Annotated in this window: 13 protein-coding genes and 2 tRNA genes; 14 read left to right on the top strand and 1 reads right to left on the bottom strand. The window is 68.3% G+C overall.

What is annotated here, in order from left to right; translation table 11 throughout:
* The first annotated feature begins 276 nt into the window (after positions 1-276).
* The 14 genes from dnaA (at position 277) to DMP23_RS34025 (ending at position 15,937) form a co-directional block, all read left to right on the top strand.
* Entirely contained in the window at positions 277-1,959 is a 1,683-nt protein-coding gene (gene dnaA, locus DMP23_RS34090) for a chromosomal replication initiator protein DnaA (RefSeq protein ID WP_037809141.1), read from the top strand.
* A 909-nt stretch (positions 1,960-2,868) separates the two neighbouring features.
* Positions 2,869-4,002 carry a DNA polymerase III subunit beta gene (gene dnaN, locus DMP23_RS34085; RefSeq protein ID WP_037809143.1) on the top strand — a complete coding sequence of 378 codons (1,134 nt, stop codon included), beginning with the start codon at positions 2,869-2,871 and terminating at the stop codon, positions 4,000-4,002.
* A gap of 49 nt (positions 4,003-4,051) precedes the next feature.
* Positions 4,052-4,942 carry a phosphogluconate dehydrogenase (NAD(+)-dependent, decarboxylating) gene (gene gnd, locus DMP23_RS34080; RefSeq protein ID WP_134664677.1) on the top strand — a complete coding sequence of 297 codons (891 nt, stop codon included), beginning with the start codon at positions 4,052-4,054 and terminating at the stop codon, positions 4,940-4,942.
* A gap of 18 nt (positions 4,943-4,960) precedes the next feature.
* The gene (gene recF, locus DMP23_RS34075) at positions 4,961-6,115 is read left to right on the top strand and encodes a DNA replication/repair protein RecF (RefSeq protein WP_037809147.1); all 1,155 of its coding nucleotides are present in this window, start codon (positions 4,961-4,963) and stop codon (positions 6,113-6,115) included.
* Positions 6,116-6,224: 109 nt separating this feature from the next.
* Positions 6,225-6,860 carry a DciA family protein gene (locus tag DMP23_RS34070; RefSeq protein ID WP_037809148.1) on the top strand — a complete coding sequence of 212 codons (636 nt, stop codon included), beginning with the start codon at positions 6,225-6,227 and terminating at the stop codon, positions 6,858-6,860.
* Positions 6,861-7,057: 197 nt separating this feature from the next.
* Positions 7,058-9,025, top strand: a complete 1,968-nt coding sequence (gyrB, locus tag DMP23_RS34065) for a DNA topoisomerase (ATP-hydrolyzing) subunit B (RefSeq protein ID WP_037809150.1) — start codon at positions 7,058-7,060, stop codon at positions 9,023-9,025.
* 48 nt (positions 9,026-9,073) lie between these two features.
* Positions 9,074-11,686: a DNA gyrase subunit A gene (gyrA, locus tag DMP23_RS34060; protein WP_037809152.1), complete on the top strand. Its 2,613-nt coding sequence runs from the start codon at positions 9,074-9,076 to the stop codon at positions 11,684-11,686.
* A gap of 35 nt (positions 11,687-11,721) precedes the next feature.
* Positions 11,722-12,372, top strand: coding sequence for a DUF3566 domain-containing protein (locus DMP23_RS34055; protein WP_037809154.1), 651 nt, complete (start codon positions 11,722-11,724; stop codon positions 12,370-12,372).
* 50 nt (positions 12,373-12,422) lie between these two features.
* Positions 12,423-12,496: transfer RNA gene (locus DMP23_RS34050), tRNA-Ile, on the top strand.
* An 89-nt stretch (positions 12,497-12,585) separates the two neighbouring features.
* Positions 12,586-13,965 (top strand): hypothetical protein, encoded by a 1,380-nt coding sequence (locus DMP23_RS34045; RefSeq protein ID WP_337823530.1) that lies wholly within the window; start codon positions 12,586-12,588, stop codon positions 13,963-13,965.
* The gene (locus tag DMP23_RS34040; RefSeq protein WP_337823529.1) at positions 13,962-14,732 is read left to right on the top strand and encodes a phosphotransferase; all 771 of its coding nucleotides are present in this window, start codon (positions 13,962-13,964) and stop codon (positions 14,730-14,732) included. Before DMP23_RS34045 ends, DMP23_RS34040 begins: the two co-directional genes overlap by 4 nt.
* 160 nt (positions 14,733-14,892) lie before the next feature.
* Entirely contained in the window at positions 14,893-15,063 is a 171-nt protein-coding gene (locus tag DMP23_RS34035; RefSeq protein WP_020663676.1) for a DLW-39 family protein, read from the top strand.
* Between the two features lie 30 nt (positions 15,064-15,093).
* Positions 15,094-15,166 (top strand) — tRNA-Ala (locus DMP23_RS34030).
* 123 nt (positions 15,167-15,289) lie between these two features.
* Positions 15,290-15,937 (top strand): hypothetical protein, encoded by a 648-nt coding sequence (locus DMP23_RS34025; RefSeq protein WP_337823528.1) that lies wholly within the window; start codon positions 15,290-15,292, stop codon positions 15,935-15,937.
* A gap of 1 nt (position 15,938) precedes the next feature.
* Here the strand turns inward: DMP23_RS34025 and DMP23_RS34020 are convergent, their stop codons facing one another.
* Positions 15,939-16,370 carry an ester cyclase gene (locus DMP23_RS34020; RefSeq protein WP_037809158.1) on the bottom strand — a complete coding sequence of 144 codons (432 nt, stop codon included), beginning with the start codon at positions 16,368-16,370 and terminating at the stop codon, positions 15,939-15,941.
* Positions 16,371-16,435 lie beyond the last annotated feature (65 nt).

The following is a 16,435-nucleotide window of genomic DNA, read 5'->3' as shown; positions in this document are numbered from 1 at the left end:
AGCAGGGCTTGTTAGCGTGCCTCTCTCGGCCTCCGGGCAGGACTGATTCGGCCTCGCCGACGCCGGGGGGTGTGGAGGCGCCCGGGGAGTACGCCGAGCCCGCAGGTCGCGTGGCTGCGGACGGCCGTACATTAGTGCACAGCTGTGGACAACTTTGTGGATATCGCTGTGCCGTCGCGCGGGTGAGTCCGGACCGCGTGCTCGAGGCGAGCTTCCAGGACGTGCTCGGGGCGGGTCGCAGGCGTGCGCGCCGACGAGGGGAGGGGAGTCAGACCGGTGTCGGAGCACCAGCACAATCTGGGCGTCATCTGGGAGCAGGTGGTGCGGGAGCTGTCCGACGGCACCCTCTCCCCGCAGCAACGAGCCTGGATGCGGGTGACCCGCCCGATCGGTCTCCTCGACGGCACCGCGCTGCTCGCCGCGCCGAGCGATTTCGCGAAGGAAGCCATCGAACGCGCGCTGCGCACCTCGATCACCGAAGCACTGTCGCGGCGGCTTGGCCGTCCAGTGTCGCTCGCGGTGAAGGTCGACAGCACCGAACCGGTCGCGCCCGCCCCCCGCTATGCGGCGTCACCCGCCCGGGTGGAAAACGATGTCCCGCGGCCGGAGCCGGTGCCGCAGGCGAGCCCGCACCTGGAGAACGGCCAGGCCGACCACGTGCGCCCGGAGCGCCCGAAGCCGAAACCGCCGCCGCGCCGGCCTCAGGTCGAAGCGGCCGGTCTTCCGCCGGCCCGGGTCGACCCGCCGCCGCCACCGCCTCCTCAGCAGCCGCTGCACCCCGTCCTCGACGACCTCGAGGACCCGGACGAAGAAGTCGACGAAGAGGGCGAAGCGCTGGCGACCGCGAACGAGATCTGGCCCCGGTTCGCCGGGCAGCCGATCGCGGGCCAGCCCTACACCGCTCCCGCGCAGCCGCAGACGTCGAAGACGAAGCTGAACGAGAAGTACAACTTCGACACCTTCGTCATCGGCGCGTCCAACCGCTTCGCGCACGCCGCCGCGGTCGCCGTCGCCGAGGCGCCCGCCCGCGCGTACAACCCGCTGTTCATCTGGGGCGAGTCCGGGCTCGGCAAGACGCACCTGCTGCACGCGGTCGGGCACTACGCCCAGCGGCTGTTCCCCGGCATGCGCGTGCGCTACGTCTCGACCGAAGAGTTCACGAACGACTTCATCAACTCGCTGCGCGACGACCGCAAGGTCGCGTTTCAGCGCCGCTACCGCGACGTCGACATCCTGCTGGTGGACGACATCCAGTTCCTGGAGGGCAAGGAAGGCACCCAGGAGGAGTTCTTCCACACCTTCAACACGCTGCACAACCAGAACAAGCAGATCGTCGTCAGCTCCGACCGACCGCCCAAGCGGCTGGAAACCCTGGAGGACCGGCTGCGGACGCGGTTCGAATGGGGCCTGATCACCGACATCCAGCCGCCTGAGCTGGAGACCCGGATCGCGATCCTGCGCAAGAAGGCGGCTCAGGACCGGCTCGCGGTGCCCGGCGAGGTGCTGGAGTTCATCGCGTCGCGGGTCGAGGCGAACATCCGCGAACTGGAGGGCGCGCTGATCCGCGTCACCGCGTTCGCGTCGCTGAACCAGCAGCCGGTGGAAGTCGGGCTCGCCGAGATCGTGCTGCGCGATCTGATCCCGGATTCGCACACGCCGGAGATCACCGCGCCGACCATCATGGGCGTCACCGCCGAGTTCTTCGACGTGACGCTCGACGAGCTGTGCGGGCCCGGCAAGACGAAGGCGCTCGCCACGGCGCGGCAGATCGCGATGTACCTCTGCCGCGAGCTGACCGAGATGTCGCTGCCGAAGATCGGCCAGACGTTCGGCGGCCGCGACCACACGACCGTCATGCACGCGGACAAGAAGATCCGCAAGGAGATGGCCGAGCGCCGGCGGATTTACGACCAGGTGCAGGAGCTCACCTCGCGCATCAAGCAGCGCGCTCGGCAGTAGCCGACTGCCGCGTTTGGACACTCGCTTGTAGACAGTCTGGTTTCGACCTCAAGGGCACCACGGACCCCCGTGGTGCCCTTTTTGCTGCCATGACTGGCTTCTCGCGCGTACGCAGCCGAAGCGTGCGTACGGATCAGCAGCGGAGCTAAGCACGCGTACGCATCCACAGACGTCCACAGCCTGTGTACAGAGAATTTCCCAAACTCATTGATACACAAGGGGTTTTCCCCAGGGTGTGCGCAGTTTGCCCACAGTGCCAACGAATCCCAGACCTGCGGGGACCCGGATTTGATCCACATCCCGTTCACACCGAATCCACAGGTTGTCCCCAGGGTTGTCCACGCGGATTCCCCAGGTTGCCCACAGGTCATCCACAACTGTGGGTCGTCACTCACCAGGGCGATCCCGGCCGCTTCGGCTGCCCCCAGAGCCTGGGTACAACTCGGTCCCAACCTGGGGACAACCGTGGGGATAACTGGGGACAACTGTGGATGAATCCGGGACGGCTCGAAACCATCCACGGATCGCCCGAACCATCCACCGATCCGCCACCAGGGCTGCCCACAGGCCGACGCACGCCACGACCAGCGCGAACGAGCGCTGTCCACACAATCCACAGCCCCTATTACTGCTACTGGTTTTTCATCTCTTCTCAGAAAGAACAGAACAAAAACAGGCGGAGGACGAAACTGGGGACAAGCCGAGATTCGTGTCGTCTTGTCGACAAAGTGAAGGGGAGGCCGAGGTGACGGCACCCCCGGCGACGGCCTAACGTGGATGTCTGCAGCTGGTCCGTTCCCGCGCGGGGCGGACCGGACCGGCGGGGACCCGGTCGCGCGCGGTGCTCACGACTGGCGCCCGGCGACCCCTTCACGAGCCGAGGGGCTCGGCTGTCGAAAGGAAGCGCGCATGAAGATCCGCGTCGAGCGCGACGGGCTCGCCGACGCCGTCGCGTGGGTGGCCAGAAGCCTCCCCTCCCGGCCTCCGGTGCCGGTGCTGGGCGGTGTTCTCCTCGACGCGGGCGCGGACGGGGAGTCCGACGCGCTCACGGTCTCCGGCTTCGACTACGAGGTCTCGGCCACGGTCGGCGTTCCCGCGACCATCGCCGACGGCGGACGGCTGCTCGTATCCGGCCGCCTCCTCGCCGACATCACCAAGGCGCTCCCCGCGCAGCCGGTGGAGATCTCCGTCGACGGCGCCCGCGCCACCATCACGTGCGGCAGCGCCCGGTTCAGCCTCCCGACCATGCCGGTCGAGGACTACCCGCAGCTGCCGTCCCAGCCCGCGCACGCGGGCGAGCTCACCGGCGACGTCTTCGGCCAGGCGGTCACCCAGGTCGCCACCGCGGCGGGCAAGGACGACACCCTCCCCATGCTCACCGGCATGCGGCTGGAGATCTCCGGCGAGACGCTCACCCTCGTCGCCACCGACCGGTTCCGGCTCGCCATGCGCGAGTTCACCTGGAAGCCCGCCGAGGGCCTGTCCGACGCCGCGGTGCTCGTCCCGGCGCGCACGCTCGCCGAGGCGGCCAAGACGCTCGGCGGCGCGGGCACCACCGTGCAGCTCGCGCTCGCTTCCGGCGACGGCCTGCTCGGCCTGTCCGGGGCCGGCCGCTACACGACCACCCGGCTGCTCGACGCCGAGTTCCCGCCCTACCGTCAGCTGCTGCCCGCGAACCACACCTCGCGCGCGGTCATCGAGGTCAGCGCGCTCACCGAGTCGATCAAGCGCGTGTCGCTGGTCGCCGAGCGCGGCACCCAGGTGCGGCTCGAGTTCGGCGACGGCTCCCTGCGGCTGTCCGCTGGCGGCGACGACGAGGGCAGCGCCGAGGAAGAACTCCAGGTCGACTACGAGGGCGAGCCGGTCACCATCGCGTTCAACCCCGGCTACCTCGTCGACGGGCTCGGCGCGCTGCACAGCGACCGGGCCGAGCTGACGTTCACCACGCCCAACCGCCCGGCGCTGATCAAGCCAGCCGACGCCGAGGGCAACGTCGTCCCCGGGTATCTCTACCTGCTCATGCCGGTCCGGCTGCCGGGCTGAGCCGCGCGCGTCCAACCGAGGAAAACCGATCCAATCCAAAGGGGATCTCATGGTTCAGCTGGGTCTCGTCGGCCTGGGCAAGATGGGCTTCAACATGCGCGAGCGGCTGCGTGCCGCCGGGCACGAGGTGGTCGGCTACGACCGCAACCAGGACGTCAGCGACTCGACGTCGCTCGAAGACCTGGTGTCCAAGCTGTCCGGTCCGCGGATCGTGTGGATCATGGTTCCGGCTGGCGAGCCGACCCGGCAGACCGTGACCGAACTCGGGCAGCTGCTGTCCGAGGGCGACCTGGTGATCGACGGCGGGAACTCGAAGTTCACCGACGACAAGCTGAACGCTGATCTGCTCGCCGCGCACGGCGTCGGCTACCTCGACTGCGGCGTCTCCGGCGGCGTGTGGGGCAAGGACAACGGCTACGGCCTGATGGTCGGCGGCGCGGCGTCGGACGTCCAGCGCGCGATGCCGATCTTCGACGCGCTGCGTCCGGAGGGCCCGCGCGAGGAAGGCTTCTCGCACGCCGGCTCGGTCGGCGCCGGGCACTACGCGAAGATGATCCACAACGGCATCGAGTACGGCATCATGCAGGCCTACGCCGAGGGCTTCGAGCTGCTCGAAGCCGCGAAGACCGTCGACGACGTGCCCGCCGTGATCAAGGGCTGGCAGCGCGGCACCGTGGTCCGCTCCTGGCTGCTCGACCTGCTGGTGCGCGCGCTGGACGAGGACCCGGAGCTGGACGACCTCGAAGGCTACGTCGAGGACTCCGGCGAAGGCCGCTGGACGCTGGAGGAAGCGGTCAACAACGCGGTGCCCGCCCCGGTGCTGTCGGCCGCGCTGTTCGCCCGGTTCTCCTCCCGGCAGAAGGACTCCGCCGCGATGCGTGCCGTCGCCGCGCTGCGCAACCAGTTCGGCGGCCACGCTGTGAAGAAGGCCGGGAGCTAGCTCCCGCGGTCCCCGCCCGTGTATCTGCGACATCTCCAGGTCACCGACTTCCGGTCCTGGCCGCTGGCCGACCTCGCCCTCGAACCGGGGCCGGTCGTGCTCGTCGGCCAGAACGGCCGGGGGAAGACGAACCTGCTCGAAGCGATCGGCTACGTGGCGACCCTCGGTTCGCACCGGGTCGCCACGGACGCCCCGCTCGTCCGGCACGGCTGTGAGCGCGCGCTCGTCCGGGTCGCGGTCGTCAACGAAGACCGCGAGCTGACGGTCGAACTCGAGATCACGCCCGGCCGCGCCAACCGTGCGCGGGTGAACCGCGGCGCGGTCGGCAAGCCGCGCGACGTGCTCGGCATTCTGCGTACGGTGCTGTTCTCTCCGGAGGACCTCTCGCTGGTGCGCGGCGATCCGAGCGAACGCCGTCGGTTCATGGACGAACTGCTCGTGCTTCGCGCGCCTCGGTACGCAGGCGTGCGCGCGGACTACGAGAAGGTGCTTAAGCAGCGCAACGCGCTTCTCAAGACTGCGGGCAAACGCCGTACTGGTCGCGAAGACCCGTACGCGCTGTCGACGCTCGACGTGTGGGACGACCATCTCTCGGTGGCTGGCGCGCAGCTGCTGGCGGCACGGTTGAACCTCATCGCTGACCTCGCGCCGTACACGGCCGACGCCTATATGGGGGTCGCGCCCGACTCTCGCCCGGCGAAGATCGCGTACAAGTCTTCGCTCGGCGAAGCGCTTCCGCCGTCGTACGGAGTGCCTGGCGGAGAGCGTGCCGAGGCAGAGGTACTGCGCGAGTTGTTGCTGAAGGCGCTGGCGGACACGCGTCGGCAGGAGCTGGAGCGGGGGATCAGCCTGGTCGGCCCGCATCGGGACGAACTGGAGCTGATTCTCGGCGAAGCGCCGGCGAAGGGGTACGCGAGCCACGGCGAGTCGTGGTCGTTCGCGCTCGCGTTGCGGCTCGGAAGTTACGAACTTCTGCGCGCCGAAGCGGGCGAACCGGTCTTGTTGCTGGACGATGTGTTTGCCGAACTCGACCGCAAGCGCCGGGCGCGGCTGGCCGAGGTCTCCGCGAGCGCCGAGCAGGTGCTCATCACCGCGGCGGTGGCCGAGGACGTGCCCGAGGAACTCGCCGGTGCGAGGTTCACGGTGGCCGACGGGGAGGTGAACCGTGCCTGAACAGCCACGACGACCACGCGGGGTGACCGGGGTCACGCGGGTTGCCCACCGATCTGGGGACAAACCTGTGGACAGTGTGGATAAACCCGGAGCCGCGTTATCGCCGCGAGTGACGAACCGGCCGGATGGCGGTCTTGACACCCCGGCAGCGGGCGACACTTCCGGAAATCCCGCGCGTGGCGCGACTGAGCGTGACAGTTCCACTGGGCCGAACGAGACGGCCGCTGGGGACAAACCGAGCGGCCGCGACCTCGCGCACGCCGCGCTCGAAGCGGCGAAGGCGAAAGCCCGCGAACGCGGAGCCCCGCCGAACCTCCGGCGCGGCCGGATCAACGGGGGCGGCGGGCAGAACCGGGCGCGGCGGCGCTGGTCCGGTCCCGGCGCGGATCCGCGCGACCCGCAGCCGCTCGGCAGGCTCGTCTCGCGGCTGATCTCCGACAGCGGCTGGCAGGACACGATGACGAACGCGCGCGTGTTCGGGCAGTGGGCTCGGCTCGTGGGCGAGGACGTCGCCGAACACGCCCAGCCGGTCGCGCTGAAAGACGGCGAGCTGACCGTTCGCGCGAGTTCCACCGCGTGGGCGACGCAGTTGCGGTTGCTGCAGGGCAAATTGCTGGCGAAGATCGCCGCGGGCGTCGGGAACGGCGTGGTCAAGCGGATGCGGATCCAGGGTCCGACCGCTCCGAGCTGGCGGAAAGGGCCCCGGCACGTGCCTGGTCGCGGGCCGCGTGACACGTACGGCTGACGGGGGTTGCGCTCCGGCGGATGAGTTCCCCGAGGACCGGGCCGCGCAGCTTCGGATACGAGATGACTCAACTGAGGGTGATTTCGTCCCTCTGCGACCGGCTGAGGGGTGTCCTAGCCGCATGTGAGCGCGTGCGGGCAAGTACACTGTTGTAGTAGCGGGCGTCCGCTCGGGCGAGACGAGGAGAAACAACGCCGGTGACCGAGAACAAGAGCGAGTACAACGCGTCGTCCATCACCGTGCTCGAAGGCCTCGAAGCAGTTCGCAAGCGCCCCGGCATGTACATCGGTTCCACCGGTGAGCGCGGCCTCCACCACCTGGTCCAGGAGGTGGTGGACAACTCCGTGGACGAGGCGATGGCGGGGTACGCCACCAAGGTCGAGGTTACCCTGCTCGCGGACGGCGGGGTGCGCGTCGTCGACGACGGCCGCGGCATCCCGGTCGACATGCACCCCAAGGAGAAGAAGCCGACCCTCGAGGTCGTGCTGACCATCCTGCACGCGGGCGGCAAGTTCGACAGCGACTCCTACGCGGTGTCCGGCGGTCTGCACGGCGTCGGCGTCTCCGTGGTGAACGCGCTGTCGACGAAGCTGCTCGCCGAGATCAAGGTGAACGGGCGCAGCTGGCGCCAGGAGTACACCAACCAGGTCCCCGGTCCGCTCGAGGACCTCGGCCCGGCCAGCGACACCGGCACCACCATCACCTTCTGGGCAGACGGCAGCATCTTCGAGACCACCACCTACAACTTCGAGACCATCTCGCGCCGCCTGCAGGAGATGGCGTTCCTCAACAAGGGCCTCACCCTGTCGCTGCGCGACGAGCGCGTCGCCGACGAGGAGACCGAAGAGGACGCCGCGGGCAAGCAGGCCAGGGTCAAGGAAGTCGTCTACTGCTACCCGGGCGGGCTCGAGGACTTCGTCAAGCACATCAACGGCAGCAAGGACCCGATCCACGAGAGCGTCATCTCCTTCGACGCCAAGGGCGCCGGCCTCGAGGTCGAGGTCGCGATGCAGTGGAACACCGGGTTCACGCCGTCGGTGTACACCTTCGCCAACACGATCAACACGCACGAGGGCGGCACGCACGAAGAGGGCTTCCGCGCCGCGCTCACCCGCGTGGTCAACGCGTACGCGCGCGACAAGAAGCTGCTCAAGGAGAAGGACGCGAACCTGACCGGCGACGACGTGCGCGAGGGTCTCGCCGCGATCGTGTCGATCAAGCTGTCCGAACCGCAGTTCGAGGGCCAGACCAAGACCAAGCTGGGCAACAGCGAGGCCAAGACGTTCGTGCAGCAGCAGTCGAACGAATGGCTCGGCGACTGGTTCGAGCGCAACCCGAGCGAAGCCAAGACGATCATCAACAAGTCGATCTCGTCGGCGCAGGCCCGGCTCGCCGCCCGCAAGGCGCGCGACCTGGTGCGGCGCAAGGGCGCGCTGGAGATCGGCGGTCTTCCCGGCAAGCTCAAGGACTGCCGTTCGAACGACCCCGGCGAGTGCGAGCTCTACATCGTGGAGGGCGACTCGGCCGGCGGTTCGGCCAAGGAAGGCCGCGACTCGATGTACCAGGCGATCCTGCCGATCCGGGGCAAGATCATCAACGTCGAGAAGGCCCGCATCGACCGCGTCCTCAAGAACACCGAGGTCCAGTCGCTGATCACCGCGCTCGGCACCGGCATCCACGACGATTTCGACATCTCGAAGCTGCGGTACCACAAGATCGTGCTGATGGCCGACGCCGACGTCGACGGCCAGCACATCACCACGCTGCTGCTCACCCTGCTGTTCCGGTTCATGACGCCGCTGATCGAGCACGGCCACGTGTTCCTGTCGCGGCCGCCGCTGTACAAGATCAAGTGGCCGCGGTCGGAGCCGGAGTACGCGTACTCGGACAAGGAACGCGACGCGGTCATCCAGGCCGGCGTCGAGGCGGGCCGCCGTCTTCCGAAGGACGACGCGATCCAGCGGTACAAGGGTCTCGGCGAGATGAACGCCGAGGAGCTGTGGGAGACCACGATGGACCCGGCGAACCGGCTGCTCGGGCAGGTCACCCTCGACGACGCCGCACAGGCCGACGAACTGTTCTCCGTGCTGATGGGCGAGGACGTGGAAGCCCGCCGTTCGTTCATCACGCGCAACGCCAAGGACGTGCGCTTCCTGGACGTGTAGGCGTCCCCTTCTCACCCGCTTCCCAGGACTGCTCACAAGAAGGACCCCATGACGGAAACCTTGCCGCCGGAACACGACCGGATCGAGCCGGTCGACATCCAGCAGGAGATGCAGCGCTCCTACATCGACTACGCGATGAGCGTCATCGTGTCGCGGGCGCTGCCGGACGTGCGCGACGGCCTCAAGCCGGTGGCGCGCCGGATCCTGTACTCGATGTTCGACTCCGGGTTCCGCCCGGACCGCGGGTACAACAAGTGCTCCCGCGTCGTCGGCGACGTCATGGGCAACTACCACCCGCACGGCGACTCGGCGATCTACGACGCGCTCGTGCGCCTCGCCCAGCCGTGGTCGCTGCGCTACCCCTTGATCGACGGCCAGGGCAACTTCGGCTCGTCGGGCAACGACCCCGCGGCCGCGATGCGGTACACCGAGTCCCGGCTCGCGCCGCTCGCGATGCAGATGCTCGCGGACATCGAAGAGGACACCGTCGATTTCCGCGACAACTACGACGGGCGCACCCAGGAGCCCGACGTTTTGCCGTCGCGGTTCCCGAACCTGCTGGTCAACGGCGGTTCCGGGATCGCGGTCGGGATGGCGACGAACATCCCGCCGCACAACCTGCGCGAGGTGTCCGAAGGCGTCGTGTGGGCGCTGGAGAACCCGGAAGCGACCGACGACGAACTGCTGGCCGCGCTGCTCGTGCGGATCAAGGGCCCGGACTTCCCGACCAAGGCGATGATCCTCGGCACCTCCGGCATCGAGGACGCCTACCGCACCGGTCGCGGTTCGATCCGGATGCGCGCGGTCGTCGAGGTCGAGGAGGACGCGAAGGGCCGCACCATCCTGGTCGTGTCCGAGCTGCCCTACCAGGTCAACCCGGACAACCTGGTGGAGAACATCGCCCACCTGGTGCGCGACGGCAAGATCACCGGCATCGCGGACATCGCGGACGAGTCCAACAGCCGTTCCGGCATGCGGATCGTCATCACGATCAAGCGCGACGCGGTGGCGAAGGTCGTGCTGAACAACCTGTTCAAGCACACCCAGCTGCAGCAGAACTTCGGCGTGAACATGCTGGCGCTGGTCGACGACGTGCCGCGCACGCTGCGGCTCGACCAGATCATCCGGCACTACGTGAAGCACCAGGTCGACGTGATCGTGCGGCGGACCCGGTACCGGCTGCGCAAGGCCGAGGAACGGGCCCACATCCTGCGCGGTCTGGTCAAGGCGCTCGACATGCTGGACGAGGTGATCGCCCTGATCCGGCGGTCGCCCTCGGCCGACGAGGCCCGGCCGGGCCTGATGTCGCTGCTCGAGATCGACGAGATCCAGGCGACCGCGATCCTGGACATGCAGCTGCGCAGGCTGGCCGCGCTGGAGCGGCAGCGGATCATCGACACCCTGGCCGAGATCGAGCTGGAGATCGCCGACCTCAAGGACATCCTCGCGAAGCCGGAGCGGCAGCGGTCGATCATCCGCGACGAGCTGATGGAGATCGTCGACAAGTACGGCGACGACCGGCGCACGCAGATCATCCCGTTCGACGGCGACGTGTCGGTCGAGGATCTGATCGCGCAGGAAGACGTCGTCGTCACCATCACCCGCACGGGCTACGCCAAGCGGACGAAAACCGATCTGTACCGGTCGCAGAAGCGCGGCGGCAAGGGCGTGCAGGGCGCGACGCTGAAGCAGGACGACATCGTCCAGCACTTCTTCGTGTGCTCCACGCACGACTGGATCCTGTTCTTCACGAACAAGGGCCGGGTGTACCGGGCGAAGGCCTACGACCTGCCCGAGGCCAACCGCAACGCGCGCGGCCAGCACGTGGCGAACCTGCTCGCGTTCCAGCCGGACGAGCAGATCGCCCAGGTCATCGAGATCCCGAACTACGAGGTCGCGCCGTACCTGGTGCTCGCCACGCAGCGCGGCCTGGTGAAGAAGACGAAGCTCACCGACTTCGACTCCAACCGCGCGGGCGGGCTCATCGCGATCAACCTGCGCGAGGGCGACGAGCTGATGGGTGCGGTGCTGGCCGCGGCCGAGGACGACCTGCTGCTGGTGTCCGCGGGCGGCCAGTCGATCCGCTTCCACGCCACCGACGAGGCGCTGCGCCCGATGGGACGGCCGACCTCGGGCGTGCTGGGCATGCGGTTCAACGAGGGTGACGAACTGCTCGGCATCAGCGTGGTCAAACCGGACAAGTTCCTGCTGGTCGCCACGGACGGCGCGTATGCGAAGCGGACGCCGATCGAGGACTATCCGGTACAGGGCCGCGGCGGCAAGGGCGTGCTCACCATTCAGCACGACAGCAAACGTGGCAGGCTGGTGGGGGCACTCATCGTCGACGAGGACGACGAGCTGTTCGCCATCACGTCCAGCGGCGGGGTCATCCGCACGCCGGCGCGGGACGTGCGCAAGGCGGGCAGGCAGACCAAGGGCGTTCGGCTGATGAACCTGGGTGACGGAACCACTCTTCTCGCGGTCGCACGCAACGCGGACGAGGGTTCGGACGTCGCCAATGGTGGCGAGGACTCCGCCGAGGAAGCTCCCGAGATTTCGGGGACTCCGGAAGACTCGGCCTCCGAGACGGTTTCGGAGGACGCGGCGGAGGCTACGCCGGAGGAGCCCACAGCAGAAGACGGCACGGCGCCGGAGCAGTGATCGGCGCCCCACGCACGGGTAAGGACTGACTCAACGTGGCACCATCCGACAAGGCCGACGACGCGTCGGCCAACCCGCCCTGGCAGCGCACCGCCAAGGACGGCGGCGGCGACTCCGAGGCCATGGCCACGGCGCGGATCGCGACCGAGGACGTGCCCACCGCGGCTCCCGAACCGGCCGCGCCCGAGAACGACTACCCGGTGACCGGCTCGGCGGCGCCCCGGCTCTTCGGAGGCGAGGCGCCACCACCGGCGGCCGACGTGCCGGCCGCGGGCCGCACCCGGCCGACGCCGAGCGCGCTGCGCCGCCCCGGCCGGGGCCCGCGGCGGGCGAGCCTGCAGATCAAGCGGTTCGACCCGTGGTCGGTGCTGAAGCTGGCACTGGTGCTCGGCGTCGCGATGTTCTTCGTCTGGCTGGTCGCGGTCGGCGTGCTCTACACGGTGCTCGACGGCATGGGCGTGTGGGACAAGCTGAACGGCACGTACTCGTCCCTGGTCGGCGGCGAGGGCGCGAACGCCTCCGCGGAACCGCTGATCAGCGCCGGTCGCGTGTTCGGCATCGCGGCCATCCTCGGGGCGATCAACATCGTGCTGGTGTCCGCGCTGGCGACGGTGAGCGCGTTCATCTACAACGTGTCGGCGGACCTGGCGGGCGGCCTGGAGGTCACGCTCTCGGAGCGAGAGTAACCCGGTTGCAAGGGCGGATGGGGAGTCCGGTAGAGTTCTCCTCGTTCGACGGGCCCATAGCTCAGGCGGTTAGAGCGCTTCGCTGATAACGAAGAGGTCGGAGGTTCAAGTCCTCCTGGGCCCACATTTCCGGAAGGCCGGTTCGCAGTCGCGGACCGGCCTTTCTGGTATTTCGGATGACTGCCCGGCTGGGTTCTCGCCAGAATCAGCGGCATGCAGACTCCCGCGCAGATCCGTGCGCAGCTGAGCCTCGGCCGTGATCAGTCTGGTCTGGCCGAAACCGAGGCATGGCTCGCGTCGGCGACTGCGCGCGAGCTGCTGCGGATCGACCACTACGCCCGCCAGGCTCGTTATCCGGTGCCGCTGCTGGGACGGGCGCGCAGTTGGCAGCTGAAGAACGCCTCACCGGTTGTCGCGGCGCTGGCTTCGATGCATCCCGACGGTCGTCTTCGGGAGCAGGCCGTACGCGTGTTGTGCGGGTTGGCTGGTGCGTTGAGCGATCGAGCGTTGGCGATTCGGGTTGCCGATCACGTCGAGGTGGTCCGCGAGCTGGCCGAAGAAGAGGTGCTGCGGCGTACGACGTTGGCGCAAGCGGAGCGGATCGTGCCGGTGGTGCAGCGGATTTCGCAGCGCGGTCGGGGTTCGCAGGTGCAGGCGCGCTATCTGCGGGCGCTGGTCGACGCGCATGGCGAGGCGTCGGTGTGGGCGTGCTTGCGAATTTCTGCGGACGTCGACGTACGGCGGAGCGCGTTCCGGCACAGTTTCGAGACTGGATTGCTCGGCTCGGTGGACGCGGTCCGGTTGCTGCCTCGGGAACGGGACCAGGTCGTTCGTCGGAAGTTGATCCAGGTGATTGCCGAGACGGCGACGCCGGAGGTTATCGCCGAGACGTTGCTTCGCGGCCGGTCCGCGGAAAGCCGGGTGCTGGGGTTGGTGAAGCTGACCGCGGCGCAGCTCGATCCCGTTGCGGTGGAACAACTTCTGCTCGACCGGTCGGTGCTGGTGCGGTTGTGGGCGCGGTTGCGCTGGCAGGAAATGGGCCGGGATGCGGGCGAGGTTTATGCCGCGGTCGCGCGTTCTGCTGCCAAGCCGGTGGTGCGGGCTCGTGCGTACGCCGAGCTCGCGGAAACCGGGGCTGAGTTCGACCGGGCGGAGGTTGTCGAGCTCGCGCAGAACGCGGATTTGGCGTTGAAGAAAACCGGGTTGTCGTTGCTGCGCGGCAAAGTTGTCGCAGCGGACGTGCCTTGGCTGCTGCGGGAGATGACCGGGGAGGACTCCCGGGTGGCCCGGCTGGCGGGAGACGTGCTGAGCGGTAGTCCGCAGCTGTGGTCGTTGGCGGATTTGGGTGTGCTGAAGGATTCCGCGGATGTCGTGATTCAGCGTCGGGGATGGTGGCTGCACCGCAGTCTCGGCGGTTGGGAGGCGGTGATCGTCGACCTGGAGTCCGGAGCGTTCCGGGATCGGCTGGAGCTGCCGATGTATGTTCGGCCGACTGTCGCGCAGCAGCAACGGATCGCGGACCTGCTCGACACGCTTTCCCTTGGCCTTGATCAGGTTTCGGGGATCGCGTTCGCGGCGGGGCTTCCGCGGTGAGCGGCGAGGAACTGGGCGAGGGCTGGGACAGCGTCGCGACGCTCGTCGACGGACGGTGGGTCGAGCGACGGCCCAAACGGGACGAGGTGCGCGCGTGGCTGCTGCGCGAGACGCGGGTGCTGCCCTGGCTGGCTCCGCAGTTGCCGTTGGCGGTGCCGATTCCGTTGGTGTGGCAGGAAAACCCGTTGGTGATCCGGCATGAACTGGTGCCGGGCGAGCCGGGCGAACTGACCGCTGACGACGGCCGCGCGCTCGGCCGGTTCCTCCGCGCGTTGCACAGCGCGGACGTCGCCAAGGCGCGTGAACTCGGTGCCGCGACGGAAGTACTGGCGCTGGACGCGGTCCCGCCGTTGCTCGGTCCGCTCGCTGATCGCGGGTGGGCGCTGCTGGCGGAAGTCCGGGGTTATCCAGCAAACACGGTCATCCATGCCGACCTGGGACCGGAGCATGTGCTGAAGCGGGACGGCCGGGTGAGCGGGGTGATCGACTGGACCGACGTGTCTGTCGGCGACCCCGCGCGGGACCTGGCGTGGCTGCTGCACGGGACCTCGGCGGAGTGCGTCGCGGGGTTCTCCGCGGAGTACGAGGTCACGCCGGAACTGCGTCGGCGCGCTGGGGCGTGGAACCGGCTGGGACCGTGGTACGAGGTGACGTACGGGCTGGAGAACGACCGGCCTGACCTGGTCGAATCAGGCCTCGCCGGCACCCGCGCGCGGCTCGCGGAGACGAGTCAGCCCTGCCGGGAAGAGAAGGACCGGCAGGGCTGAGTTGTGCGTGGCCGCTGGGACCGTCTGTTTCAACGGACCGCTCACTCCGGATATTCCCCGGTGTTCCACGTGGAACGAGCGAGACGGAACCGCTGGACGGGACGCGCGGCGGGTCCGGTAGCATCGTGGGGTAGCGCAAGCACTCAGAAGGGGGCTTCAGGTGAAGAAGCTGTTGGCACTCGCGGTCGTCGCGGGCGGCGTCCTGTTCGTCGTCAAGCGCAACAAGGCGGCCAAGGCCGAGGCTGACCTGTGGCGGGAAGCCACCACGCCTGCCGCCCCGTCGGCGAACGGCAGCGCGCCGGCCAAGGCCGCGGACGCGTCGCGCAACTGACGTAGTACTTAGCGGACCCCGGTCCGCACCGGGCCTGTAGCTCAATTGGTAGAGCACCGCCTTTGCAAGGCGGGGGTCAGGGGTTCGATTCCCCTCAGGTCCACCCGCACTCCCCGTTCGGCCGAAGCCGGGCGGGGATTTGTGCGCTTCCGGGTTGATGTCTTGACTTTAACTTCCCTTGAAGTTCGATCCTTCAAGAGTCGTCATCGATCTTGGAAGGACACTCATGACTGTCAATCGCGTTGCGCGCCCTGACTTTGTGCGCACGGACGTCGACGCTGTGCTGGTTGCCGAAACGACCGTCGAGGCGGCGGAGGTGCTTGCCCGGCTGGAGAAAGAACCGTGGCCGGCCGGGCTGATTTCGTTCAATACCTTGGCCAGTACTGAGGGCGACGGGACGCTGGTCTATACCCAGTGGGCCGAGGGAGCAGCTGATCCCGGTCTGGTGCAACGGGTTTCCGCGAGTGATCCGGTCGAATATCGGTTGTATCGCAGCGGAAATCGGGACAACGCGACCGTTCCGGGGTGCATTGTCGTGGTGAGCGTTGAGTTCGACGGTGCGGACGCGCAGCGCCAGCGGCGTTGGGTGGACACCGTGTTCGGCGCGTTGGCCAGTGAGGAGAAACCCGCGCCGGGCGGGCTGTCCGGGCACTTCCATGTCAGCACCGACGGGACGCGAGTGCTCAACTACGCGGAGTGGACCGACGAACAGTCGCATCGCGACGCGTTGGCGCGGTCCGGCCGGGGGACGGTCGGGGTGTCCGACGAATGGCAGAAGGTGCAGGAATTCCCGGGCGTGCGCGGCGGCGGGTTCCGGCGGTATCGGATGGTGCGCAGCCTTTCGCTCGGGCTGTCCGCGAAAGAGCCAGCCTGATTCAGGCGTCTTGCGGAGCGAAGTCGGGCGCGGGCAGCGTGCCGAGCTGGATGCGGGCGCCGAGTTCGTCCCGGACGCCCCAGTGTTCGGCGAGCAAAGTGCCTTCGGTGCGGTAAATGTGCACCGTGGTCATCTGGTACGGCTTGCCTGCGGCGCCCGCGCCGTGCACCGCGTCCACTCCGGTTCCGGTGGCGGTCGCGCGGACGACGACGCGGTCGTCAGTGTCGAAGATGTCGTCGATCGCGTATCTGATGTTCAGCACGTGGTGCACGAAGGTGAGGATCTGCCGGTAGCCCGCGGGTCCGGGCGGCAGCGGGAACGGGGACCCGTGGTCGACGAAGTCCGGGGTGACCAGGTCGTCCAGGACGGAAAGCTCTCCGGTGTTGATCGCGTCGAACACGGCAAGGGCGGCGGTGCGTGCGGGGTTGGTCACGGCTAAGCTCCTCTTCGAACTTGACTGGAACCCAAATCCAGTGGAATCAGAATCTAGCGGATTGG

This window comes from Amycolatopsis sp. A1MSW2902 (genome assembly GCF_017312175.1).
Classification (GTDB): Bacteria; Actinomycetota; Actinomycetes; order Mycobacteriales; family Pseudonocardiaceae; genus Amycolatopsis; species Amycolatopsis nivea.
This window is presented reverse-complemented; position numbering and strand designations above follow the sequence as displayed.

Excerpts from the sequence above, each read along its gene's own strand:
- dnaN (WP_037809143.1), top strand. The coding sequence starts at position 2,869 with ATGAAGATCCGCGTCGAGCGCGACGGGCTCGCCGACGCCGTCGCGTGG.
- gnd (WP_134664677.1), top strand. The coding sequence starts at position 4,052 with ATGGTTCAGCTGGGTCTCGTCGGCCTGGGCAAGATGGGCTTCAACATG.
- gyrA (WP_037809152.1), top strand. The coding sequence starts at position 9,074 with ATGACGGAAACCTTGCCGCCGGAACACGACCGGATCGAGCCGGTCGAC.
- DMP23_RS34045 (WP_337823530.1), top strand. The coding sequence starts at position 12,586 with ATGCAGACTCCCGCGCAGATCCGTGCGCAGCTGAGCCTCGGCCGTGAT.
- DMP23_RS34025 (WP_337823528.1), top strand. The coding sequence starts at position 15,290 with ATGACTGTCAATCGCGTTGCGCGCCCTGACTTTGTGCGCACGGACGTC.